Origin of the sequence: Couchioplanes caeruleus (assembly GCF_003751945.1) — a bacterium.
Lineage (GTDB): Bacteria > Actinomycetota > Actinomycetes > Mycobacteriales > Micromonosporaceae > Actinoplanes > Actinoplanes caeruleus.
The window spans coordinates 7,130,514-7,154,216 of the sequence record NZ_RJKL01000001.1; the positions used below are offsets into that span (position 1 = coordinate 7,130,514).

24 protein-coding genes and 4 pseudogenes are annotated in these 23,703 nt (G+C 68.3%); 17 read left to right on the forward strand and 11 right to left on the reverse strand.

What is annotated here, in order from left to right:
* Positions 1 to 357: 357 nt before the first annotated feature.
* The 3 genes and pseudogenes from EDD30_RS32105 to EDD30_RS41835 form a co-directional block, all read right to left on the reverse strand.
* Positions 358 to 744 carry a transposase gene (locus EDD30_RS32105; RefSeq protein WP_123678630.1) on the reverse strand — a complete coding sequence of 129 codons (387 nt, stop codon included), beginning with the start codon at positions 742 to 744 and terminating at the stop codon, positions 358 to 360.
* A 99-nt stretch (positions 745 to 843) separates the two neighbouring features.
* Positions 844 to 1,983 carry an IS701 family transposase gene (locus EDD30_RS32110; RefSeq protein WP_123678631.1) on the reverse strand — a complete coding sequence of 380 codons (1,140 nt, stop codon included), beginning with the start codon at positions 1,981 to 1,983 and terminating at the stop codon, positions 844 to 846.
* Between the two features lie 58 nt (positions 1,984 to 2,041).
* Positions 2,042 to 2,194: pseudogene (locus EDD30_RS41835) on the reverse strand (transposase); the annotation flags it as partial.
* Between EDD30_RS41835 and EDD30_RS32120 the strand changes: the two are divergent.
* Positions 2,195 to 2,449: a response regulator gene (locus EDD30_RS32120; protein ID WP_170047608.1), complete on the forward strand. Its 255-nt coding sequence runs from the start codon at positions 2,195 to 2,197 to the stop codon at positions 2,447 to 2,449. It abuts the pseudogene before it with no gap.
* Positions 2,450 to 2,493: 44 nt separating this feature from the next.
* On the opposite strand, the gene EDD30_RS32125 is transcribed toward EDD30_RS32120, so the two are convergent.
* Both EDD30_RS32125 and EDD30_RS32130 read right to left on the reverse strand, forming a co-directional pair.
* Positions 2,494 to 3,162, reverse strand: a complete 669-nt coding sequence (locus EDD30_RS32125) for an STAS domain-containing protein (protein WP_071808495.1) — start codon at positions 3,160 to 3,162, stop codon at positions 2,494 to 2,496.
* On the reverse strand, positions 3,159 to 3,824 hold the full coding sequence (locus EDD30_RS32130) for an ATP-binding protein (protein WP_143162957.1): 666 nt from the start codon (positions 3,822 to 3,824) through the stop codon (positions 3,159 to 3,161). Before EDD30_RS32130 ends, EDD30_RS32125 begins: the two co-directional genes overlap by 4 nt.
* Positions 3,825 to 4,358: 534 nt before the next feature.
* Here EDD30_RS32130 and EDD30_RS32135 point away from each other — a divergent pair.
* Positions 4,359 to 5,045, forward strand: a complete 687-nt coding sequence (locus tag EDD30_RS32135) for a hypothetical protein (protein WP_143162958.1) — start codon at positions 4,359 to 4,361, stop codon at positions 5,043 to 5,045.
* Between the two features lie 521 nt (positions 5,046 to 5,566).
* Here EDD30_RS32135 and EDD30_RS32140 read toward each other — a convergent pair.
* The gene (locus tag EDD30_RS32140; protein ID WP_170208293.1) at positions 5,567 to 6,286 is read right to left on the reverse strand and encodes an ATP-binding protein; all 720 of its coding nucleotides are present in this window, start codon (positions 6,284 to 6,286) and stop codon (positions 5,567 to 5,569) included.
* A 173-nt stretch (positions 6,287 to 6,459) separates the two neighbouring features.
* On the opposite strand from EDD30_RS32140, the gene EDD30_RS32145 reads away from it, so the two are divergent.
* The 8 genes and pseudogenes from EDD30_RS32145 to EDD30_RS32175 all read left to right on the forward strand — a co-directional run bounded on the left by EDD30_RS32145 (position 6,460) and on the right by EDD30_RS32175 (position 14,619).
* The gene (locus tag EDD30_RS32145; protein WP_071808499.1) at positions 6,460 to 7,446 is read left to right on the forward strand and encodes a TetR/AcrR family transcriptional regulator; all 987 of its coding nucleotides are present in this window, start codon (positions 6,460 to 6,462) and stop codon (positions 7,444 to 7,446) included.
* 38 nt (positions 7,447 to 7,484) lie between these two features.
* Positions 7,485 to 8,063 (forward strand): annotated as a pseudogene (locus tag EDD30_RS42160) (alpha/beta hydrolase); the annotation flags it as partial.
* Positions 8,064 to 8,262: 199 nt separating this feature from the next.
* Positions 8,263 to 9,390, forward strand: a complete 1,128-nt coding sequence (locus EDD30_RS32155) for an FAD-dependent monooxygenase (protein WP_071808500.1) — start codon at positions 8,263 to 8,265, stop codon at positions 9,388 to 9,390.
* A gap of 110 nt (positions 9,391 to 9,500) precedes the next feature.
* Complete coding sequence (locus EDD30_RS32160) at positions 9,501 to 11,042, forward strand: GMC family oxidoreductase (protein WP_071808501.1); 1,542 nt, start codon at positions 9,501 to 9,503, stop codon at positions 11,040 to 11,042.
* 66 nt (positions 11,043 to 11,108) lie between these two features.
* Positions 11,109 to 11,270: pseudogene (locus tag EDD30_RS42165) on the forward strand (aldehyde dehydrogenase family protein); the annotation flags it as partial.
* Positions 11,271 to 11,287: 17 nt separating this feature from the next.
* Positions 11,288 to 11,428 carry a hypothetical protein gene (locus EDD30_RS41085; RefSeq protein ID WP_170047606.1) on the forward strand — a complete coding sequence of 47 codons (141 nt, stop codon included), beginning with the start codon at positions 11,288 to 11,290 and terminating at the stop codon, positions 11,426 to 11,428.
* A gap of 132 nt (positions 11,429 to 11,560) precedes the next feature.
* Entirely contained in the window at positions 11,561 to 12,718 is a 1,158-nt protein-coding gene (locus EDD30_RS32170; protein ID WP_244945478.1) for a beta-ketoacyl-[acyl-carrier-protein] synthase family protein, read from the forward strand.
* A 233-nt stretch (positions 12,719 to 12,951) separates the two neighbouring features.
* On the forward strand, positions 12,952 to 14,619 hold the full coding sequence (locus EDD30_RS32175; protein ID WP_071808504.1) for an AMP-binding protein: 1,668 nt from the start codon (positions 12,952 to 12,954) through the stop codon (positions 14,617 to 14,619).
* Positions 14,620 to 14,741: 122 nt separating this feature from the next.
* Here EDD30_RS32175 and EDD30_RS32180 read toward each other — a convergent pair whose 3' ends face one another.
* Genes EDD30_RS32180 through EDD30_RS32190 form a run of 3 tightly spaced genes read right to left on the reverse strand, consistent with a single transcriptional unit; the run spans position 14,742 to position 15,968 of the window.
* Complete coding sequence (locus tag EDD30_RS32180; protein WP_071808510.1) at positions 14,742 to 15,290, reverse strand: hypothetical protein; 549 nt, start codon at positions 15,288 to 15,290, stop codon at positions 14,742 to 14,744.
* A gap of 4 nt (positions 15,291 to 15,294) precedes the next feature.
* Positions 15,295 to 15,660: a hypothetical protein gene (locus EDD30_RS40045; protein ID WP_211277646.1), complete on the reverse strand. Its 366-nt coding sequence runs from the start codon at positions 15,658 to 15,660 to the stop codon at positions 15,295 to 15,297.
* Positions 15,657 to 15,968, reverse strand: a complete 312-nt coding sequence (locus EDD30_RS32190) for a hypothetical protein (RefSeq protein ID WP_071802842.1) — start codon at positions 15,966 to 15,968, stop codon at positions 15,657 to 15,659. Before EDD30_RS32190 ends, EDD30_RS40045 begins: the two co-directional genes overlap by 4 nt.
* A gap of 190 nt (positions 15,969 to 16,158) precedes the next feature.
* Between EDD30_RS32190 and EDD30_RS32195 the strand changes: the two genes are divergently transcribed.
* The 7 genes and pseudogenes from EDD30_RS32195 (at position 16,159) to EDD30_RS32225 (ending at position 22,063) form a co-directional block, all read left to right on the forward strand.
* Entirely contained in the window at positions 16,159 to 17,085 is a 927-nt protein-coding gene (locus EDD30_RS32195) for a transposase family protein (RefSeq protein WP_280526228.1), read from the forward strand.
* Between the two features lie 5 nt (positions 17,086 to 17,090).
* The gene (locus tag EDD30_RS32200; protein ID WP_071802841.1) at positions 17,091 to 17,780 is read left to right on the forward strand and encodes an FtsK/SpoIIIE domain-containing protein; all 690 of its coding nucleotides are present in this window, start codon (positions 17,091 to 17,093) and stop codon (positions 17,778 to 17,780) included.
* A 29-nt stretch (positions 17,781 to 17,809) separates the two neighbouring features.
* Entirely contained in the window at positions 17,810 to 18,688 is an 879-nt protein-coding gene (locus tag EDD30_RS32205; RefSeq protein ID WP_143162528.1) for a hypothetical protein, read from the forward strand.
* A 5-nt stretch (positions 18,689 to 18,693) separates the two neighbouring features.
* A complete protein-coding gene (locus tag EDD30_RS32210) occupies positions 18,694 to 19,200 on the forward strand; it encodes a hypothetical protein (protein WP_143162527.1) in 507 nt (168 codons plus the stop codon).
* Between the two features lie 408 nt (positions 19,201 to 19,608).
* Positions 19,609 to 19,908, forward strand: coding sequence for a CHAT domain-containing protein (locus EDD30_RS39455; protein ID WP_170047067.1), 300 nt, complete (start codon positions 19,609 to 19,611; stop codon positions 19,906 to 19,908).
* Between the two features lie 16 nt (positions 19,909 to 19,924).
* The gene (locus EDD30_RS32220; protein WP_071802837.1) at positions 19,925 to 21,142 is read left to right on the forward strand and encodes an alpha/beta hydrolase; all 1,218 of its coding nucleotides are present in this window, start codon (positions 19,925 to 19,927) and stop codon (positions 21,140 to 21,142) included.
* 97 nt (positions 21,143 to 21,239) lie between these two features.
* A pseudogene (locus EDD30_RS32225) lies at positions 21,240 to 22,063 on the forward strand (IS5 family transposase).
* A 185-nt stretch (positions 22,064 to 22,248) separates the two neighbouring features.
* Here the strand turns inward: EDD30_RS32225 and EDD30_RS32230 are convergent.
* Both EDD30_RS32230 and EDD30_RS32235 read right to left on the reverse strand, forming a co-directional pair.
* A complete protein-coding gene (locus EDD30_RS32230; RefSeq protein ID WP_071808217.1) occupies positions 22,249 to 23,229 on the reverse strand; it encodes an SIS domain-containing protein in 981 nt (326 codons plus the stop codon).
* Positions 23,226 to 23,702, reverse strand: a complete 477-nt coding sequence (locus tag EDD30_RS32235; protein ID WP_244945667.1) for a DUF4178 domain-containing protein — start codon at positions 23,700 to 23,702, stop codon at positions 23,226 to 23,228. The genes EDD30_RS32230 and EDD30_RS32235 overlap by 4 nt, the downstream gene beginning before the upstream one ends.
* Position 23,703 lies beyond the last annotated feature (1 nt).

A 23,703-nucleotide genomic window follows, 5' to 3' on the forward strand; every position in this document is an offset into this window, starting at 1 on the left:
CACTGAGTTACTCAGCCGATCTGAGTGAAGACGAGCGTCATGGCCAGGATCAATGCCAGGAACACCACGACCACCAGGGTCCTGCCACGGTGGGCTCGCGTTCGGCGGTGGCGAGCCCCTCCGGCGACACTCGCGGCTGCGGTGGCTCCGGGAACCGGCGCTCCGGAGCGGGAACCTGAACAGGGCGCGGCTCTGTGCTCCCACTCGTGAAACAAGGGTTGCGAAGGGCCTGGTCGACTATGCGATGAAACATCGAAAGCGGCAGGGATAGATAGAACCCTTTACTCGGCCGAGTATAATTTTCCATGACCTGGTGAAACGTTCGCTACAGAGGTTGAAAGGCTGAGGTTCGAGTCGTCACGGTGGCTCGGGGTCGAGGGTCATGCCGGTGCCGGCGAAGAAGCCAGCGAGGAGATCGGTTTGTTGCTGGCAGGCGCGTAGCCGACGTTTGACGAGGTCGGCGAGGTGGTCGACGCCGCGGGCGGCGGTGTTGGTCAGGCCGCGTTTCATCCACCGCCAGACGCCCTCGGCCGGGTTGAGGTCCGGGGCGTAGGCGGGTAACCGGATCACGGTCAGCCACCTCCGGGCCGTGATCAGTTCCCGGATCCGGACGCTGACGTGGGTGTTCAGGTTGTCCCAGATCAGCACGATCGGTGCCCGCAAGCGTTGGTGGGCCTGATCGAGGAAGGCGATGTAGTCGTCCTCGCTGAAACTGCCACGCTCACCTTTGCGGTTTCGGTGCAGCCTCCCAGTGTGACCACCACCAGAGGTGCTGTCTGGGCTGGTGAGAGCGGACGAACAGTGCGGTGAGCAGGGGTCGGATCTCGGGTACGGTGTAGCCGATCAGCATGCCGCCGCCGGTGCTGTTTCCCCTTTTGCGGTAAGGGTCTTAGCGACGACGAGCCAGGCGTGTGCGGCCATCGACAGAGTGATGTGCGCGTACCAGGCTCGCCAGTCGCGGACCTGGTATTCGTCGAGGCCGGCCTGACCTTTGGCCTGCTGGAAGCACTCCTCGACGGCCCACCGAGTGCCGGCGATGCGGGCCAGGTCCATCAACCGAGTCCTGCGCGGTCCGTAGCAGACGTAGTAAGCCAACTCGCCGGTGCTGATGTTGCGGCGGGCGAGCAGCCAATGCCCACGCCCGGGCCGCCAGAACACCCGAATCGGAATTCGCGCCCACCAGTATTCGCGCGGTCCGTGCGCCCCCGGCCCGGCCGAGATCCGCGACCAGGCCCGGCCCGGCAGCGCGGCGATCAGCTTGTCGACGCGGGTGAAGCCCATCCTGGTGGTGACCACATCGTCGTTGCGGCGGGTCGCGACGACATGCGCCTGGTCGTGTTCTTCCATCCAGACCCGCAACGACTTCGACTGCCCGTATGCCTCGTCCATCGTGACCCAGCCGGGCGTAATCCCGGCAGCGAACGCGCGGGCGAGCATGGTGCGGGCCATCTCAACCTTCGTGGCGAAGCCGACCTCGTCCGGGATCCCGGCCTGGCGGCACCGGTCCCGGTCATCGGTCCAGGCCTGCGGCAAATACAACTGCCGGTCGATCAACGCGTGGCCCTTGGCCGAGCGGTAGGCCAGGAACACCCCGACCTGGCAATTCTCGATCCTGCCGGCGGTGCCGGAGTACTGCCGGGCCACACCGGCGGACTTGACGCCCTTCTTCAGGAACCCGGTGTCGTCGATGATCAGCACACCTTGCGGGTCGCCGAGGTGCTCGATGACGTAGTCCCGCACGTCGTCTCGCACGGCGTCGACGTCCCAGTCCGCCCACCGCAGCAGGCGCTGCATCCCGTCCGGCGACATGTCACCGGCCTGCTCCGCCAGGGTCCACCCGTTGGTCCGGTCCAGGCCCGCGACCAGCCCGGACAGGTACTGGCGGGCCCGCCGCCGCGGCTCCGACCGAGCGAACCGACCCGCGAAACGGGCATGCAACCGATCCAGCTCCGCCGACCACACCGCAACATCGACATCCGTCACACCATGACCAACGACCCGATCATGAACCCGTTTCGCCTGGCAACTGCCGTTGCCGTACTAGCCGTTGAGGGTCCAACGGCGCGGTCCACGAGCTGCGGCCCGGTTCCAGAGCGGTGACGAACGAGTACGGCCAGCCGGGAACCATCACGTGCTGATCCTTGTCCCGGCCATAGGTGTGACACAGGATCCGCTGTGCCGAGGTATGCGCGTCATGCTGCACCATCACGCAGACCGATGGCTGATGTCGTTCGCCAGCAACGCCAGCGATGCCGTCGAGATCCTCACGGCCCGCCCCTGCCATGTGATCATCAGCGACCACAGCCTTGCGAGCGCCCGCGGGACCGCCCTGCCGGGCGGGGTGATCGTGCGGGTCGCCATGCTCGCCGGCCCCACCTCCCTGCCCGACCCGGCCGCCCCGGACGACGTGCACCGGTTCACGGCCACGATGCAGATCACCGCCCGGTGATCGGTCAATGAGCCTGTGGACGGCACTCCTGTCAGCGTTGAAGATCAGCAGTCCTCTTCGCGGCGTTCGAGGGCGCGTTCACGGGTGTCGGCCACGTCCTCACGGATGTCCGCCCACCGCTGATGTTCGTCGATGTGTTGCTGGCGCTCGTCGACAAGCCGGTCACGTTCCTGCGCGAGCCGATCTCGGTCGTCGGCCTGTTCCTCACGCTCATCAGCACGCCGGTCACGTTCGTCGGCCTGCGCGGCACGCTCGTCGACATGCCGGTCACGCTCATCCTGGCTGTCTGCCAGCAGGGCGGACATAAGCTCATCCATCGTTTCATCGGCGATGAACGTCGGCGGGTGGCCGCGGAACGGCATCGCGTCGTCGGCAGATGGGCTGTCGCCCGGCAGTACGGCGGCGAGGTCAAGGGTGTGCAGCAGCCAGACGATGTGTGGCTGGGGATCAAGCAACGTCAGCTCGACCCCGCGATCTGCGGCCAGCCGGTAGGCGTTCAGCAGTAGCCGCGCCCCGGCGGCGTCGACGAAGCCGAGCTGGGCCATGTGCACCTGCAGGCGGATGATGCTGCCGTCCATCGCGGTGTCCAGCAGGCGCGCCAGCGGTGGTGCGCTGACCCGGTCGAGTTCACCGGTCAGAGTGACCGTGATCCGGTCGCGGTCGCAGTGCACCGCCGCGTGCAGCCGGCTGCCGTCATCGGTGAAGAAGGTCATGCTGCCCTCCCCGCCTGCTTGGTAAGGGTGGCCCACACCGCCTTGCCACGCCGGCACGGCAGGGCACCCCACGCGGTGGCGGCAGCGCTCACGAGTCTCAGTCCCGTTCCTGGTGCGAGGATGGGAGCAGGGTGCTGGTGCCCGGTGTCGAGCAGGTGCGGAAGCTCGCGGCTACCGTCCTGTACGGCCAGATGCAGGATCGAACCACGAACCGATACCCACAACCTGACATCGGTGCCGGTGTGCTCGACCGCGTTGGCTACCAGCTCCGACACGATCAGCCGAGCCGGGTGCACCAGGTGAGCGACGTCGAAGGTCAGGCAGGCGTCGGTGACCATCGTGCGGGCCAGCGCACTCGCCGCGGGCTGGGCCGGCAGAGCCAGGTGCTGCTGCCTGATGTCGCCATCTCGGCTCGGCATCTGTGCGGATGCGGTATCGACCAGCGTGACCGCTTGATCGCAACCGTTGGTCGACAGACGCTGCCGCACCGCCGGCCCCGCCGCACAGAGGACGACCGTGACCTGCAGCTTGGCTTCCATCGCGTACCGTGCCGCGGTTTGCCAGGTCGACGCCGACTCACCGGCCTCGTCCTGCAACCGTGTCAGATCCACCAGCAACATGCGAGGCGCTTCGGTCACACATGCCCGCAGCACCCGCGACACCTCTTGACGAAGCCGCCCATCCCAGTGTCCCCGCACCACCATCTGGGTGAACGCGCGGCCGGGCTCGCTGACACAGCCGACCTGCGGACTGTCCACCACGAGAAACGGATCGTTCATAAGACCAGATCCTCCGCATACGACAGAGAAACCCGTTATTTCGTCGGCCAGTCTGCTCCCCTCGACACCGTGACGCTAGAGCCTCTCACCATGTCGCACATGAATTCCGGGTGTCGTCCCTTGTGGATATCAGTTAAGCCTGTGATCCGGTGCCAGCCTCCCGGTCAGGCCAGCACGAAACGATCTTGAGGATTGAGATCAAGCGTTCAGGCGTGCGATGTGCCGCCGCGGAACGGCAGCACCGACCGCCATTAGGCGGGCCACATCACGCCGTCAAGAGACGCGAGCTCCCCGTGCACGCGCGCGGTGGGCACACCCCCACCCGGCCCCGGCATCTCAGCAGCGCGAAGGAGCAAGACCCGACGAGTGGGGTCAAATGTCGGTGCGCACGCAAGGCGGAGCCGTATGGTCCCTGGGGTGGCGTACGACGTCTTGGGCGAGAGCCGGCAGCTCATCGACAACGGGCTCCCCGAGCGTCCGGTGCGGCTGAGTACGCGTCGGCGGTTCGCGCCGGCAGCGGTGGATGTCGACGACGACATCGCGTGCACGAGATTCATTCGCCGCGGTGCTGGGTGCTTCTGGGACGAGACTCATCTGCTGGCGCGCGGCGACAACGGCTGGCAGTTACTGGCCACCAGCGGTGCCAGCACCGGCGAGCCCTGGTCGGCAAACGCATTCGAGCAGGCCAGAACCCAGTTTCCGGCCGGCACTGTCGAGGTGCAGGGCGGCGGGGCCGCTCTGCGCAATCCCAACCGGCTGCTCCCGTGGGGCGCCCGTTGGGTGCGGGCCGCGGAGCTACTGGTTGACCCCGGAGTGGGGTTCATCGCCGTCGACGACCGGCAGCTCCGGCGCATGGCCGCCTGGTTGTTGTGTGGGCCTCGCGGCGTCCTCCACGGGCATCCGCCTGTAACCTGGCCGGACGTGAACTTGCGCACGTTGCCCTTCGGAATGGTCACTAAGGACGGACGCCATGCAGGAAGAAACGTCGAGATTGGCCTATGCCTATTGATTGATCCAGGCCGCGGCCAGGCTCTTGCCGTCAACCACAGGGAGGTTCACCCGCCAGTACACGAAGCCGACGCTTCTCATACTCCTCGGCTGTAATGACGCCCAAAGACCCGTAGAAACCGCGGTCGTCGCAACTGTGACCGATTCCGAAACTCACGGCTGCGTCCTGCAAGCCCGCCCAGGTCACCTACACATGCTGCATCTGCGGCTCCCAGACGACTCCGGGATGTACATGCCAGAGGCGATCGCAGATAGGTGACGGGTAATCGATGCCAACCACCAAATCATCAGTGCTCGTCTCACTCAGGTACTCAACAAACGGCCCCTTGGACAACCTGCCGACACTCAGAACATCAGGTGTACTCACCAGGGCAGCTTACGAAGCAGCGTCCCTGGTGGAGACTCCAGCCACCAAGCCAGAGCCGGAAGGCATCACGGCTCGTGGGACCGACCCGGAATTCGCGGACCAAACCATCGCCTCTTAGCTGCCGATTGGATCAGTTCGTAGCGGCGACAGGCAAGGTCGTCTGGGTGGTTGTGCGACCTCCGGAGCGGCCGTACACCTGTTCCGCCGGGCTTCACACGGCACCCGAACGTCACGCGGGCACGGGGCAGGCCTAGACATGGGCGCTAGGTGCGGAAACAGGTTGAGTGACGGCCCCTTGGCTTGCCCTACCTCCCCCGGTTGACGGTGCGGTCATCCCGGTCGCCCCACGCTCGACCGCGAAGGTGACGCCTGAAATCCGGGCCAGAGGTTTCGTCAAGCCGCCGACGCGAAGGCCGCCGGGCTCAGGTACGCGGTCGAGAACGGCCAGGGGCGCGCACACGCGGTCGACCAGCTCCAGCATCCGTTCTCCCGCGGCAAGGACCGGGTCGAGCACACCGCAACTGCGGCGACCACCTATAAGGTCTGCGATCTCCACGCGCAGCGGATCGAGGGATCCAGCCGCGACGTCCAGGCGGCGCGCCATCGTCCGCAGTGGAAACGGCTGAGCCAGCTCCTCCGCCGCACCACGCGACACCGCACAGCCCCGTGCCGCCGCTCTGGCCGCCAGCTCGCTCACCAGCGAGGACTTGCCGATGCCCGGCTCACCCTCGATCCAGAGCACCCGGCCGACCCCGCGCACCAACCCGCCGACCAGGTCGTCGAGCGTCGACAGCTCGCCGGAACGGCCCTCCAGGCCTGAGTCGCCGTACGCACCCACGAAGCCTGAGCCTACCGCCGCGGCCCGTTTCCGAACTTCGGCGTCATCGATGCGACGACCCGTGCGCGCCGGTGGCCTCACCCCCGGGCCGCCGACACGCTGCTGCACCGCACCGGACATCCGTACACCCACCGCAGTCTCCTCCAGAGGCCTCCCCACCGATCTCGCTCCGACCTCGCTCCGACCTCGCGTTGACACCATGTTAGACACTATGTCAGACACCGTGTTAGCCTCCTCCGGGTTCGCGGTCGTCGGCCCGGTGTCGTCGGTAGGAGCGCGCACCGCGAGCGAGTGAGGAGGTAGCCGTGACCCCATTGCCGTACCGGCCGGGCGGCGGAGCCGACCGGCGGGCCGAGGCGCAGGGCCGGCTGCTGGAGGCCACCGTGCGGCTGCTGGCCGACGGGGCCGGCTTCACCGAGATGGGGGTGCAGCGGATCACGGACGCGGCCGGCATGAGTCGCTCCGCCTTCTACACGGTCTTCCCCGACAAGACGGCGCTGCTGGTGCGACTGTCCGAGGACTTCCAGGACCAGTCGGCGAAGCTGGTCACAGCCTGGCACTCCGACGACGTCGCGGGGTTGGCCGCCCTGGTGTTGCTGTACGAGCAGTTGATGGTGTTGTTTCGCCGACACGCCGTGGTGTGGGCGGCGCTCAGGGAGGTGGCGGCGTACGACCCGGATGTCCGGGAGAGCCAGGCCGCGCATGTCGAGCGGTTGGCCGCCGGGGCGCGCGCCCGGTCGCTGCGTGATCAGCAAGCCGGATTGGTGCCGGCGTCTATGGACGCCGACGCGGCCATCACCATGGTCGTCTGTGGCGGTAGCGAGGCGATGAGCCGGCATCTGGAACGTGCGACGCGAGCCGCGACGCGGTCTTCGCCGGGGAGTTGGCCCGCATCGTCTGGTACGGCGCGTTTCGGCGCCCGGCCGAGTAGGGCTTCCAGCGGGCCGGCGGCCGGTGTTCCAGGGCAGATCGTGGCAGGCGCACGTCCTTCCGCGAGCCGAAGGACAGGAGCATGCCCCGATACCGCCAGAACGTACGTGCCACGGCTGATGTCTCGGCGCGCGACAGCCACGATGCTGGTCTCGAGATGCGCGATACGCGATGACGAAGCGAAGTCCGCGTCCGCTCGGGCGACGCGAGCGCACAGCGGAGCTGCCGTGGGCAGGACCGCTGCGCCGGAAAGCCAGGGGCGGATGCCACGCAGTGGCGAGTCGGTACGGCAGCGCCGAACAGCTACACCCGGAGCCGCTACCGACCTTTACCTGCGCTCCGCATTCCAGGTCTGCACATAGAACCCCGCTTCAGTCGTGATCGAAGGAAACCGTTTTACATGAATACTCGCTACCGGCCGGTCCTGGTGCTCGTGCACGGAGCGTGGCATGGCGCGTGGTGCTGGGATCAACTTGTCGCGGAGCTCACCTCGCGCGGCTGGCCCGCCTCCGTGGTCCACGACCTGCCGAGCACCATGGGGGATCCGAATGCGGGCATGCGCGACGACGCGCGAGCGGTCCGGGAGCACCTGGCACGGTTCGACGGGCCAGTCGTCCTGCTCGCCCACTCGTACGGGGGAATGCCGGTCACCGAGGTGGCCGCCGACGCGCCGAACGTCCAACAGCTCATCTATCTGAGCGCGCACATGTTCGACGAGGGCGAGTCGATGGTGAGCCCGATCGGCGGGCCGTGGTATCCACCGGAGACCAAACTGCTCACGCCGCCGGAGAACGCGCGCGAATTGTTCTACCACGACGCGTCGGCGGCGATCGCGGACGACGCCGTGTCCCGGCTCCGACCGCAGAGCGCCAGGTCGTTCGAGGAGCCGCTGACGACGGCGTCCTGGAAGAGCATCCGCTCCGCGTACATCATCTGCGACGAGGATCGGGTGTTTCCCGAAGGGTTGGCGGAGAAGTTGGCGCCGAAGGCGGACGTCGTACGCCGTCTTCCGGGCAGCCATTCGCCCTTCCCTGAACCCTCCGGCGGGGGTGTCTCGTGTATCCCGCGGACACGCCCCTGGCCCAGCCCGCCACGCTCGCCGACATGCTCGAGGACATCGTGGGCCGCTGGGCGAGCGGAAGGTGTTGGGCGATGTCAAACAAGACTGAGGAGGCTAGGTGACGGACGATTCGGTGCTCGTTGTCGGTGGCGGCATCGCGGGACTAGCGCTGTCGCGGGCGCTGCGGCAACGCGGTGTACCGGCGTCGGTCGCGGAGCGGAGCGCGACGCCGGCGAGCGGCGGACTGGCGATCAATCTTCCGGGCAACGCCGTGTCGGCCCTCGCCGCGTTGGGGCTCCGCGACGGTCTCGAGAGCCTGGGCAGGCCGGTTCGACGTCGGGAGTATCGCGGTGCTCGCGGGCGCCTGTTGTTCGCGGTCGACGAGGACGCCTTCTGGGACTCCGAGGCTCGCCCACGCTGTGTGCGCCGCGTGGACTTGCTCGCGCTGCTCGACGATGGCCCGGAAGCCTTGGCCTCCCGGCGGTCCTCGACGGTGGAATCGGTACGGCTGAAGCAGTCCGGCGCCGAGGTTGCTTTCGACGACGGAGGAACGGAGCCGCATGGCTTCGTCGCGGGCGCTGACGGCGTGCACTCGGTGGTCCGCGCCACGGTGTTCGGCGGCGAGGGCGTGCGAACCGCGGTCCTGAGCACCGCTAGTTGGCGGTTCATGGCGCCGAACCCGGGAATCGATTGCTGGACCGTGTGGACCGGGCCGACCGGGGTCATCCTGCTGATCCCCGTCGACGGCGACGAGGTGTACGGATACGCGTCCGCTACCGGGGGTGGTTCGGTCGGCGCCGACCCGGGCTGGCTGCACACGACCTTCCGCGGGTTCGCCGCGCCGATCCCCGAGGTGGTCGACATGGTGCTACGCCAGCCGGAGTCGCTGTATCACTCGCCGGTCGAGGAGGTGCGGATCTCCGAGTGGTCCCGCGGCCGGTGCGTCCTGCTCGGTGACGCGGCCCATGCCACAGCACCGGTGTGGGCGCAGGGTGCCGCGCTCGCGATGGAGGATGCGATCGTGCTCGCCGACCTGCTCGCCGGCGGCGACTGGGACACCGTGGGCGCACGGTACGAAGAACATCGCCGGGATCGCGTGACGCACGTCCAGGCGATGACCGACCGGTTCTCGCGACTCGCGGGCGTGCCCCCGTGGATCCGCGACCTGGTCACGCCTGTGATGGGGCCCCGGTCGTACCGGGCGACCTACGGTCCGCTGCGAAGGCCGGTCAGCACCGGGGGCTGAGGTCTGAGGAGCTGCGCCTGCTCACCGGCGGATCACCGGGGAAGGGCGCTTCTGTCGCATCGAGTGTGCGCGGCCGCGCAAGACGTATGCCGAGACGTAGAGAGGTTGGCATGGCTGAACAGGACGTCGCCAGCGAGTATGTGGTTGTCGGGGCGGGCTCGGCGGGCAGCGTGATCACCCGGCGGCTGCTCGACCGGGGTTTCACCGTCCATGTGATCGAGGCTGGGCCGCCGGACATCGACCCGGCCGTTCACGACCCGCAGGCGTGGCCGGTGTTGCTCGGTGGCTCCCAGGACTGGTCGGTCATGACGACTCCGCAGCAGCATGCGAACGGCCGGTCCTTGTTCTGGCCGCGCGGAAAGGTGCTGGGTGGCAGCAGCTCGCTCAACGGGATGATCTACGTGCGTGGACATCGCAGCGACTTCGATGGTTGGGCCGCGCAGGGCTGTACGGGGTGGGACTTCGACAGTGTGCTGCCGTTGTTCCTGCGCTCGGAGGACCATGTCGACGGCGCCGGTGCGTGGCATGGCGCCGGCGGCCCGTTGCCGGTTGAGCGGATCGCGGAGCCGCATCCGACTGCGGCGGCGTTCCTGGAGGCGGCTTCGGTGCTGGGATATCCGGTGAACGAGGACTTCAACGGCGAGCATATGACCGGTGTGGGCTACAACCACCTCACGACGCGCAACGGACGACGGGCGAGCGCGTGGCAGAGCTTCGTGGCTCCGGTTCTCGACAATCCGAGGTTGACGGTTACGACCGATGCGTTGGTACACCGTGTCGTCGTGCGTGACGGCCGGGCGACCTTCGTGGAGTACTCGACCGGCGGAGCGGTGTGCCGGGCGTGGGCAGACGCCGAGGTGGTGCTCAGCGCGGGCACAATCGGGTCGCCGCAGATCCTGATGCGCAGCGGTATCGGCCCGGCGGCGCACCTCGGTGAGGTGGGCGTGCCGGTCGTGCTGGATCTTCCCGGTGTCGGCGCGAACCTGCACGACCACCTACTGGTGAGCAACGTCTACGAGGCCACGCAGCCGCTTCCCCCCGGTCGTCACAATCTTCTGGAGGCCCAGCTATTCACGTATAGCCACAGATGGGAGGGGCCGGGGCCGGATCTGCAGCCGCTGTTCATGCATGTGGTGTATCCGGCGGAGGGCTACCCACAGCCCGAACAGGGGTACACGATCGCGGCCGGGATCGTCCGGCCGCGATCGAGGGGCACGCTGCGGCTTGCTTCGGCCGACCCTGCCGTCCCGCCGCTGTGCGATCCGAACGTGCTTGCCGACAGCTACGACCTGGAGGCACTCGTCGACGCGGTGGAGATCTGCCGCCAGATCGGCGCTGCGGATGGTTTCAAGACCTGGCGCAAGACGGAGGTCGCTCCCGGGCCGGACGCGCGTACCCGCGAGGACCTGCGCACCTACGTCCGCCGTACGGTGGGCACCTACCACCACCAGGTCGGCACCTGCCGGATGGGAGTCGACGACGACGCCGTGGTCAGCCCCGACCTCACAGTGCGCGGCGTGACCGGGCTGCGCGTCGCTGACGCATCGATCATGCCCACGATAACCTCGGGCAACACCAACGCCCCGTCGATCATGATCGGTGAGAAGGCGGCCGACCTCATCCTCGACAGCCAGCCGAAGAACCAGTCATGACGGTGGCCGCCGACCGACACCCGGTACGGCCAGGCCGCGTCCAGCACGGCACCCTCGACGTGGTCGGTGCGCCCTTCGAGCCCAGACGTCGCGGGGGCCCACAGGCTGGCCCACGGCGTGCATGCCGGCACGGTGTGGGTCAACGGCCGGGCGGCGATCGATCAGGCAATGCCCTGGGGCGGCATGGTGACCAGGGGCATCGGCCGTGAACTCGGCCGCAGCGGCATCCGCGCCAGCACCGACAAATGGTCGCCGTGTCGACGTTCGCCTCCGGACTGGCCCGGGCGCCCAGACGCTCCGCCCCTGTGTACCGCGCCACCAAGGCGGGCGTGCGCAGCTTCACCCGGGCGTTGCGCTACCAGTGCCAGGACTGGGCACCGCAATGAAACCGCGCGGCCGACGGCGCCCGCCGGATGCCCGAAGCAGAGGGAGACCATGTCAAGCCGCTCCGACTACTACGGCGCGGTTTGCGGAGGGAGGGAAATGCCATGTTGGAGAGTCGGGACGGTCGGCGGGTAGTGGTGACCGGCGTCGGAGTGGTCGCGCCATGTGGTACCGGTGCCGGGGAATTCTGGGAGGGTTTGTTCAAGGGGACCGAGGCGGCATCCGCCCGCTGGATCAAGAACTTTGAGCCGGCGGTGATCGGACTCTCCAAGGTAGAGCTTCGGCGACTGGACCGGTTCGCACAGCTCGCCCTCGTCGCCGCTCACGAGGCCGTCGGCGACGCCACGCTGCGCGACGGCGACAAGGATGGCACCGGTGTGTTCATCGGGTGCGGCATCGGTGGCGCGTATTCCTGGGAGACGCAGGTCCGTACGCTCGATACCCGCGGCGAGCGGGGCGTCTCACCGCTCACGATCCCGATGGTGATGCCCAATGCGGCGGCTGCCGCCGTAGCGCTTCGCTGGGGCCTCACCGGCCCGTGTGAGACCATCTCGACGGCGTGTGCAACCGGCACGCACTCCATCGCGGGTGCCGCCCGATGGATCGCCGCGGGACGCGCCGACGTTGTCCTCGCCGGCAGTGCGGAGGCGTGCCTGACCGGCGTCAACCTCGCCGGCTTCGGAAGTATGCGAGCGTTGTCCCCCACTGGACTGTCCCGCCCGTTCGATGTCGATCGGGACGGCTTCTGCGCCGCCGAGGGCGCCGCAGTGCTCGTGCTGGAGGAACTCGGCCGGGCCCGGGCTCGCGGCGCACGCGTCTACGCCGAAATCGCCGGAACAGGCTCCACCTGCGATGCTCACCACATTTTCGCGCCAGCTCCGGAAGGCCGGGGCGCGGTGGCGTGCATGCGTGAGGCTCTCGCGGACGGCGGCGTCGAACCGGCCGACGTCACGCACGTTAACGCGCACGGCACATCCACCGCGCTCAACGATGAGGCCGAGGCCAAGGCCATTGCCTCTGTCTTCGCGCCGGCTCGGCCCGCCGTCACCTCGATCAAGGGGGTAACGGGTCACTCGCTTGGTGCCGCCGGGGCCATCGAGGCGGCCGCGCTCGCCTTGACCTACGTCCACCGAAGACTGCCCCCGACCATGGGCACGACCGCGGTCGATCCGGCGCTCAACCTCGACGTCGTCTTGCAGTCCCGGGCGTGGGATCCGGCACCAGCTATCTCGAATTCGTTCGGGTTCGGCGGACACAATGCGACCCTGCTGTTCGTCCCGGCTCCGGACTAGATACCCCCGGCGTTCTCCGTGGGCGCCGGCGAAACTGTCGCGAAGGGCGTTTCCGGCGGACTTCCGGTGGCTTCGGTGGCCGGGAAGGGCCTCTCGGCCTCTTGTGTCGACCACCACGCTGCTGAGCCCGGACGAGCTTTCGCGCCGGACTGCGTCTTCTTGATGGGACCCGGCGCGGTTTGCCGGGGAGATCTCGTGGTTTGGAATTCATTCAGAGGAAGAGGCTGCAACTGATGGATGCTGTGCTGGGGACGACGTTTGACGTAAGGCCGAGGTCGGATCTCGCCATGGATTACCGCCGTCGCGGTTGGTGGCGGACCGGGAGTGCGCTGACCGATCTACAACGCTGGCGGGAGCAGGCGCCGGACAGCCTGGCCGTGATGGCCTACCGCGCTGATGCGACCACGGCGAGGCGTCTGACGTACGCGGAACTCGCCCGGTACGTCGAACGGTTCGCTGGTGCGCTGCTCGAAATGGGCGTGCGGCCGGGGCAGACGGTGGCGGTCCAGATGCCGAGCTGGTGGCAGTTCAATGCGCTGGTTCTGGCCTGCGCCCGGGTTGGCGCGGTGGTGGCGCCGATCATGATGACGATCCGGCAGCGGGAGTTGGAGCGGGTGCTTGCCGCCACCGAAGCGGTGGTGTGTGTGACGGTCGATCAATGGGAAGGCTTCGGGCACGCGAAGGCGCTTGCCGAGATCGCCACGCGGCTGCCCGCCCTGCGCTACCGTGTGGTGCTGGGCGGCGAGCATGAACCGGGTGAGATCGACTTCGGTGCGGTCTTCGAAGATGCCGCGTGGGAGGAACGCCATCCGACCGCGCTGCGGGACGCGGTCGAGGATCCCGACCGGGTGTTCCTGGTGTTGTTCACCTCGGGCACCACTGGCGAGCCCAAGGCGGTCTTGCACAGTCACAACACCCTCTACGCTGGAACATCGCAACTGGTGCGCATCGAGGGCTTGTCCGATCGAGACGCCACGATGACCCCGCACTCCACCTCGCATCTCGCCGGCATTGTGATGTGCGTGTTCGCGCCGTTGCTGGTTGGCGCGCGATCGGTGGTCTGTGACCGGTGGGACGCGGACCGGGTGCTGGATCTGCTGGCGGACAGCCGCACCAGTACGTTGTTCGCCGCACCGCCCTTTCTGTTCGAGATGATCGCGGCGCAGCGGCGGCGACCCCGCGAGATCCCCGCGCTGCACCGCGTGTTTAGCGGTGCCATGAAGGTCCCTCGTCAGCTGGTGAGGGAGATGGCCGAGGCGTTCGGCGTTCAGCTGCGGGCCGTCTGGGGGATGACCGAGACATCGGCAGGCACGTGGACCCGGCGAGACGACCCGCCGAACTGGGCCGAGCACAGCGAGGGCCGGCCCGTGGAAGGGACGGAGATCGAGTTGCGGTCGGACAGAGCGGTCACCGCGGAGCATCCGGGACGGTTGCATGTGCGCGGCCCCGCGGTGTGCCTGGCCATGGTCGGCCGGGACAGCGGCGAGGTGAAGATCATCGCGGACCACGACAACGGCTGGTACGACACCGGCGATCTGGCCGCCCCGGACGGGCGCGGCGGGATCCGGTTGATGGGCCGGACGGTGGACCGCATCGGCGGCGCGTTCATGATCCCAGTGATCGACGTGGAAAGCGAGCTCCTCGATCATCCTGGGGTCGACGAGGTGGCGCTGGTGGGTTATCGGCAGCCGGACGGCACCGAGCTGCCGTGCGCGGTCGTGGTATCGCGTTCCACATCGCCCACCCTCGACGAGGTACGCGAGTATCTGCGCGGCAAGGGCATGACCGACTGGTACTGGCCCACCCGTCTCGAGGTCGTGCCGGAACTACCACGCAACGCCTTAGGAAAGATCCGCAAGGACCTCGTCCGGGAGTGGCTCCTCGACTCAACGAGCACGTAAACCCTCCGCGCCAAGATCAGGGAGCCTGGCGTCGGGCCGGTAGGCGCCACAGGGAAATAGATGATCTCCGTAGTGCTCGGAGACCGAGGTGTCAACGATGACCGTCGACGCGTTCCGCTCGCTCAGGCGCCCGGCTGTGCGGGGAGGTCCAACTTTCCCGCCAGCCAGTCCGACTGGGGCACGGCCGACCCACGGATGCCGAGACTCGCCCGGGCCGCCTGGTAGAAGCGATCGCGTGTGTCGTTGGCATGGTCGAGCCCGGCAGCCAGCTCGAACCCCGCGGAAGTCATGCCGCGGGCGTAACGGGCGATGTCCGTCACTGCGGCGCGCCACTCGCGGGCCGCGATGATTGATGCGGCGTCGCCCAGGAGCAGGACGCTCTCCCATGTCTTTGTGCGCCGGATGTCGGCCTCTTCCATCCTGGCCAGGGCCTGCTCACGATCGACATCGTGAGAAAGCGCGTTCAGGTTGGCGATCCGGAGCGCGTACGTATGCACTTCCTTGACTGCGTTGGCGAACTCGACGTACGCCTGAAGCCGGCGCTCGTCCCACCGCGCCGCCTGCTGGCGCTGCCACCGCGAGCGGTCCGCGATCCCGGTGGCGAGGATGGTCCCGCTTGTTCCGAGGAGGACGCCGAGCAAAGCCGGCAGTTGGTCCGTCAACGCGCTCATGGCCTCATGGTGCACGGGCGCCACAACATGTGCGTCTGCCGGTCTCGGCCCGCACCTGGCGGGCGATCTCCGCACCGAGTGTCTCGATCCCGGCGACGCTGTACGGCGTGTAGAGCGAGGCGTTGAAGTAGCCGGTCTCCTCGAGGGTGTGCAGCAGCACGGCGAACAGCTCAGGCCCAACCGACGTGCGCATGACCTCCGCGCCGAGAGCCTCACACTTCCGGCCCTTCTCCAGGATCTCAGGCTGGCCTCTACCCTGACTGTCGTAGACCTCCTGATAGTCCAGCCCGGCGCTGCCGCGCAGGATCTCGGTACTGCGTCGCAGCACCGCGTCGAAAGGGTCCTCTTCCATGGGCGCGCCGCCCGTCATCGCAGATCCGCCAGGTGCTGGACTATCGCCTCGATCGTGGCCAGCAGCACGGGGTGCGGCTGGCCGAACGTGTGCGCGTCCCAGGGCATAGCCCTGGTCAGCGTCCCGGTCCTGTGCCTGCCGGTGACGGTGTGGACCGTTGCCATGTCACCGGGCTCCGCGCCGTCGACCAGCCAGCCACGCAACCGAACGGTGTAGGCCGTATCGGCGGTGTCCGGCGGAACGTCCGTCGCGCGCGCTCCGGCCGGTATCAGCTCGTACCTGATCTCCACCCAAGCGCCGGCAGCGAGCCGGTCTGTGTCTACCACGGAACCTCCAGCAGCACCTTTCCGGTGACCGCCGCCTCAACCGCCTCGTGCGCTTGGGCAGCCCTCCGCGAGCGGAAATCGGTGCTCCGGCAGCGCGGTCAGGGCTGCGGCGCACAGCGCCGTAACGACCTTGTGCACAGTAGGCGGCTGGGTTGCTTCTGAGTCGGGTGCGCATGATCTGCGGGTGTCGATGCGGTGGGCTCGTCGAGTGTTCAGCCATCACGCGCTCACCGGGGTCTCCCGACGGCACTTGCATTTGTTGGTAGCCGAGCTGCGCCCGGTATGGCGCGCCGGCAGGGAAGCTCGGTTGCACACCCGCAGGGGTGGGTGCCGCCGCCGGGCGCCCGGTGCCGGGCGCCCACCGACGTTACGATTCACCGACCGGCTCGTCGTGACCCTGGCCCATCTGCGGTTGGGTCTGCCGCACGAGGCGATCGCGGTGGTGTTCGGGGTGGACCGGTCCACGATCACCCGGGCGATCGGGCAGCTCCGACCGCTGCTGGCCAGCCGAGGCTGCGCGGCGCCGTCCGGGGTGCGGCTGCACAGCCTGGCCGATGTGTTTGCCTACGCCGCGGCCGAGGGCGTGACAGTGCGGCTGGATGCCACCGAGATCCGCGTGCGCCGGCCGCGGGCCGGTCGCGGCGGGCGTAAAGCGTTCGTGTCGGGCAAGCTCAAACAGAACACCATCAAGACGACCGTGGCCGCTGACCAGCACGGCGCGACGCTGTGGTGCGGCAGCACCCGTCCCGGACGCATGCACGACACCACCGCCGCACGTATCGAAGGCATCGAGGTACTGCTGCAGCTCCATCCCACAGTGCGGCTGCTCGTCGACGCCGGCTACCAGGGCCTGGCCCGCGACCATCCCGACCAAGTCAGCGCCCCGCCCCTGAAACCGCGCCCTGGCGTCCCTGTCGAGCGTCACATTCAGTGGCAGACCGCGCGCAAGGCACAGTCGTCGCAACGCATCCCGGTCGAACACGCCATCGCCGAGCACAAGTGGTGGCGCGTGCTGCAACGCTTCACCGGCCGCCGGGAACTACTACCCGAGACCATCAACGCCGTCGCCGGAATCGTCTCCGACCGCTCCGGACCCTTCCCGCTGAGATCCCGCTGACCACCATGCCCGAACCGAGCACCGAGGGCATCGCCGTCGGCCTGTCCGAGACCGACCTCGGACCCGCCCGGCTGCAATTGTTCGGCGCCGACCCGCACCTGCTGGTCTTCGGCGACTCGGAAACCGGCAAGACCAACACCCTGCGGGTCATCACCGCCCAACTCATCCGCGTCCGCGAACCCGAAGACCTGGGCATCGTCGTGATCGACTACCGGCGCACCCTGCTCGGCGCCGTGCCCGACGAGTACCAGATGGCGTACTGCTCCACCCGTACGGCCACCGAGACGATGTCCACCGAACTCGCCCGCCTGATCACCGACCGGCTGCCGCCCTCGAACCTGACCGCCGAGCAGTTGCGGGGCCGGTCCTGGTGGCAAGGGCCCGAAATGGTGGTCGTCGTCGACGACTACGACATGGTCGCGACCTCCGCCGGCAACCCGCTGCTGTCGTTGGTGGAGCTGCTGCCGTACGGCCGCGACGTGGGCCTGCATTTGATCTTGGCCCGCCGCGCCGGCGGGGCGAGCCGCGCCCTGTTCGACCCGCTGCTGCAGCGACTCGGGGACCTTGCCACCGCCGGGCTGCTGCATTCGGGCTCCCGCGGAGAAGGGCCCCTCGCCTGCGGGGTGCCGGCCACCCGACTCCCCGCCGGCCGCGCGATCTGGGCCCGCCACACTGCTCGCAGCGGGCCGTTTTGAGGCCGTCGCTGACCTCGGTCGCCGAGTCGATGCTGGATTTGATCGCCGCGGCGCAGCGCGGGCTGCGCCAGACGGCGGCGGACCTGCGCCAGTCCGCCGATGACTACGACCGCACCGACTGGAGCGCAGCAGAGAGACAGTGGTCGGCGGCGCCGGGATGGAGCACCCCGTACGACTGGCGCGAGACCGACGTAGCGACGTCGAGCGCCGCCACCGTTGGGGGTAGCGGCGCGGTCCTGACGCTGGTGCCGCCGCCGTATGTCCGCGAGGCCGGCGAGGCCGAGGACAACCTCAAGAGTCTGTTCGGCACGATCAACACGATGATCGAAAAGCTGACCGGGTACGACATTCTCGGCACGGTCATGCCGCTGCTGCTCGGTGATTGGGGTGCCCTCAAGCGCATCGCCCGCGCCTACGGCGAGCTGGAAGTGGCCTGGCGCGCCGTGGCCGCCGACCTGGGCGAGGGTATGGATGTGCTGTCGGAGCACTGGGATTCCAGCGGTTCCGGCACGCTCGGGGCTTCCCGGGCGTTCGATTACCACCTGCGCTCCCGCTGGATGAAAGCGTTCGAGGCGCTCGCGCAGACGGCCGACACCATGCAGCAGATGTGTGAGTCGATGGCCGCGCAGTACGAACACACCGTGAAAGGCCTGCTGTATACGCTGACGTACTTCCTTTCCCAGATCAAGAAGGGCCTGGGAAAGATCATGGTTGCCACGAACTGGGCGAAGCTGGCCGCGGCGCTCTATGGTGTCGTGTCGTCGCTCTACGACCTGGTCGTGGACGGCGTCAAGCTGGCGGTGGAGCAGGTCCAGATGCTCATCGAGGGATTCGAGATGATCTCGGCGACGGTGGTCATGCTGCGCCACCAGATGGACGGCGACTTCGATGCCCTCAAGGCCGGGTGAGTGACATGAAGGTGCAAGCAGCAGACGGCCGTCAGTGGCGGGTGTTCCGCCGCCGACTGGCGTGGCGTCCTCGGCTCCCGCGATGGATTGTGGAGTGGTGGCCCGAGGGCTGGCCCGACGACAACATCATCGGCCTCGTCGTCGGGGTCTACGCGATGGTCCTGCTTCTGATCATGTCGCCGTTCCTGATCTGGTACCTGTTGTCCTGGCTGGTCTGCCTCATCGTGACACCGTTCGCCTGGCTCGCGCGGTCGACGCTGGGACGTCCCAGCCCCGTGATCGCATACTGGGAGGAGAACCCGTGGGCCGAGTGGTGGGGCAGTGCGGACGGCCGAGGCGCGGCAGACGAGCTGGCGCAGCATGTCGCTGGTGAGGTGGCGCAGTTCGCGGCACCGCGCTCACTGGCCGCACCGCGACCCGAGCTGATCGAGCTGACAACGGTACGTGAGACGCCCATCGTCGAACGGATCGCCGCGCGCTGGCGGGCCCGGGGGACTGGCGCCAACGGCTAGCTGGAGGGATCAGCATCGTTGTTGACGCGGGCGATGGGTGGTGCGCCCGCGATGCTGGCTGGGTGATGCGCCGCCGTGAAAAATGCCCCCCGTTTACCCCCGAAAACTCCTACCAAGGGTTGACCAGCGGTGACAAGTGATGATCACCCTGCGGTAGCGTTTGCGCAGCTCAGCGCCAAGTTCTGACAGGCGGTGACAAGTCCAATGTCACCGAGTTCGAGGAGCGTGACTTTCCGCTCAAGTAATGCTCTGCCGGCAGAGAAGGTCGCGGTGACGTGCCTGTGCTCAACCTTGGAGCCGCGACTGAGCTTCCCCCGCTGTCAACGGTCAGTTGGATCCAGTGGCCGCGGACACCCCGCTTTGATGGAGCGGTGGTTACCTGCCGTCGGTTGGGGCAGGCGCGAGGTCGTGTTAAGCGCCTGCAGCACGGGGTGGCGACCCAGCGAGGCCGAGACACTGCCGCTGACCGGCGATGACGCGCTGGGCCTGGTCGCGTCCTTCCTGGAGGCCGGCGCACGATTCGTACTCGCCAGCATCCCGCCCGCCCTGGACGAGGCCGCATTTGCCTTTGCCGTCGCCTGGCACCGGCACCGGCTCGGCGGTGCGAGCCCGCTCGCCGCCGTCCGGGCGACCCAGCTAGAGCTTCTGAAGCGGGCTGACCTGCCGCCTTGGTCCTGGGTAGGCATCACCGGCTACGGCTGTCGATGATTGAAGGAGGTGCGACATGGCCTGGGATGAGCATGGCGACGTCGTAGTGATCGTGCCCGGCATCACCGGCAGCGTTCTGCGCCGCGACGGCCGCGATATCTTAGGACTGTCAGTGGGTGCGGGGCTGCGCGCGCTTTGGTCGGTGGGTGGCAGCTTGCAGACGATGGCTCTTGCTGGCGACCCGCCGGACGTCGCCGACCTGGGCGACGGGGTCACCGCAGACCGCCTGGCGCCGGACGCCCACCTCATCCCTGGGCTGTGGAAGATCGACGGGTACCGCCGGATCACCGACTGGCTCAGTCAGCGGTTGCGACTGGAGCGGGGGATCGATCTGTTCGAGTTTCCGTACGACTGGCGGCGCGACAACCGGGTCGCGGCGACGTTACTGCGAGACCATGCCTGTCGGTGGTTGCACGAGCGCCGGAAGTCCTTCCCGCAGGCACGGCTGGTCCTACTCACCCATTCGATGGGCGGCCTCGTCGCCCGCTACTACCTGGAGGTGCTCCGCGGCTGGTCCGAAACCCGCCGGCTGATCACCATCGGAACGCCGCACCGGGGGTCGCTGAACGTACTGAACTTCCTGGTGAACGGCTACGAAAAGGCGTTCGGCCTGGTCGACATCACCGACCTGATGAGATCGTTCACCTCGGTCCACCAGCTCTTGCCGATCTACCCGTGTATTCGTATCGACGGCGCCGCGCCGGCCCGGCTCACCGAGTTGACACAACCCCTGCAGGGACTTGATCCGGCCAAGGTCCGCGCGGCGGACGTTTTCCACCGAGAGATCGAGAGCGCGGTCACCCGCAACCGCGACGATGCCGCCTACCGCGAGCGCGGGTACACGATGAACGAGGTCATCGGCAGCGAGCATCCGACCCGGCAATCCGCCGATTGGGCCAGCGGCCGCCTGACCTTTCACCGCGAGTGGGACGGCCAGGACATGGGCGGGGATGGCACGGTGCCCCGCGTGTCGGCGACCGCGATCGAACACAGTGCCGACGGCAGTGAGTGGTTCGCGGGCACCCGGCATTCGTCGTTGCAGAACGCCGACGCTGTACTGCTGCAGATCCGGCGGAGCCTGGTGACCCCCTCGCTGAATCTGGCCCAGTTCCGGGCCATGGCACCCGTGACCATTTCGGTCGACCTGGCAGACGTCTACCCGCCGGGGGAGCCGCCGACCGTGCGGGTCCGGCCGTCTGATGTGGGACCCGTTTTGCATCTAGAGCGCATCTGACGGATCATCGCGGATCGCGTTGATCGATCGTTGATGTGGCGTGGCTGGTGATCTGACTGATCAAGAGTGGGATCGTTTGGCGGTCTTGCTGCCGAGCATGTTGCCGCAGCGTGGTGGCCGGTGGCGTGATCACCGGCAGGTGATCAACGGGATCCTGTGGCGGACCGAGAACGGCGCGAAGTGGCATCAGGTCCCGGACCGCTACGGGCCGTGGAAGACCTGCTATCACCGGTTCTCGCAGTGGGAACAGGACGGGACCTGGGCCAGGATCGAACGGCGGTTGCAGGTCGACGCGGACGCTACCGGCGAACTTGATTGGCGTGCGCAGGTCGACTCGACGATCGTGCGGGCTCATCAAAACGCTGCGGGCGCCCGCAAAAGGGGCTGACCGCCACCGAATCGCGGGCAGCTCAAGGGCTTGGCCGTTCCCGGGGCGGCCTGAGCACCAAACTGCATCTGCTCGCCGAGGGACGCGGCCGGTCACTGGTCACGCGCATCACAGCCGGGCAGAGCTCTGACACCAAAGAGTTAGTGGCGCTGATCGACGCGGTCGGTGTCGCCCGGTCCGGCAGGCGAGGGCGACCCCGCAAGCGCCTGGATCATCTGACCGCCGACAAGGCGTACGGATCCAAGGCGAACCGCCGTTCGCTACGAGCCCGACGCATCCCGCACACCATCCCTGAACGCGATGACGTGCGTGCTGGTCGCGCCCGCCGTGGTTCTCGTGGTGGCAGACCACCGCTGTTCGACGCCGAGCGGTACAAGGACCGCACCAGATCGAACGGGCCTTCAAACCGGCTCAAGCAGTTCCGGGCCGTCGCCACGCGCTACGACAAGCTCAAGGACCGTTACCACGCCACCGTGACCATCGCCTCGATCATGATCTGGCTCCGGGCCAAACCCGACCGAGCCTGCCAATGATCCGTCAGATTCGCTCTAGTGGACCATGCGCTGGAAAGCGCCCCTGAACGCCTTCCAAATCGTCTTCGAAGGCCGGCTGACCCCGGCCGCCCACTGACCCTGTTCAACAACCAAGATCAGCCGTCAACTGGACAGTCCCCACCGCGGCAGGAGTCGACCTCATCCGGTCCAGGTCGGGTCGGGTGTCAGTGGCCCGGGTTCGGCACGGCGCCGCGCTCCCACAGGCTCTCCTCGGCCCACGCGCCGACGATCACCTGATCGGGATCGCGTCGGTTCACCTCGGCAAGCTCGGCGGCCAGCAGTTGCAGGCCGACGGTGACCGGCAGTTGCGCTAGCACCGGGTGCAGGCCGGCGACGCCCGGGACGGTGCTCACCGGGACGGCCTCGGCAGCGGCGGCGTCGCCGATCGCGGCGACCAGCCCGTCGATGTCGCTGCCTGGGGCGACCAGCAGCAGCCGGTCTCGGGGGCCGTACGGCACGGCGGCGCCGTGCAGCAAACGTTCCGCGTCGAAGCCCTCGGCCAACACTCCGGCGGCCTCCCGGATCTTCAAGGCGCCCTCGGCGGCGGTGACTGCGTACGGCCCGGCGCCGACCAGCCCGAGCGCGCGTTCGGGTGCGGGCACGGCGCCCGGCTCGTACGTGGCACACACGGCGCGTACGTGCCGGGCCGCCCGGGCGAGGTCCGCCGGGCCGACGTCCGGGCAGCCGAGGCGGTGCGCCAGGTTGGCCAGCGCGGCCAGGCAGGAGGTGTAGCTCACCGTGTACGTCTCGGACTCCTCCGGCCCGACCGTGACGATCGCCTCCGGCCAGCCGGCCCGCTCACCCGTGATCGTCAGCAGGTGGCAGCCCGCCGACCGGGCCACCTCCCGCGCCCGGCGGCTGTAGGCCGTCCGCCCGGTGTGCGAGATGACTACCACGGCGTCGTCCGGGCGCAGCGCCGGACCCCAGGTGACGAACTGCTCAGCGGCGAAGCTATACGCGTCGGCGCGGGCGTCGCGCAGCAGGAGCGCTCCCAGGTCGGCGGCGTGCCGGCTGGTGCCGGTGCCGACCAGCAGGACCCGGCGGACGTCGCACAGCCGTCGCGCCGGGTCGGCGAGGTCAGCGCCGGCCATCTCCTCGATGGCGTCGGCCTGGGTGTGGATGGTCCGGTGCAGAGCGGACGTCACGGGGAAGCCTTCGAGAGCAGTCGCAGGTCCGTCATGGTCAACATACAGTCCACCCCGATCAGCCACGGCGCGTCCAGTGCGAGTCGTTCCGCCGCCACGTGGACACCCGAGTCGGTGCGGTACTCGACGTAGTGCAGGTGTCCCCGGGCCGCCGCGCCGGGGACGACGCCGAGGTCCCCGTCGGCCCGGTACGCCGCCCGCCCCCGAGCGGTCTCGGTCAGCGCGGTGTCGCGCAGCCGGCCGCGCGCCGGGTCGTACTCGTCGGCGGTGAACGGCTGTCGGACCCACGAGGATGCCCGCAGCCCGTCCGGGCCGGGTTCGAGCGCGAGCCACATGCCGGCCCGGCCGTTGCCCAGCAGGTACTCACCCCATTCGTCGACGTCGTCACAGGCCAGCAGCCGGGTACGCACCGTCCACCGGGTCTCGTGCATCCCGACCTGCGTGCCGGGCGACAGTTGGTGCAGGAGCGCCATG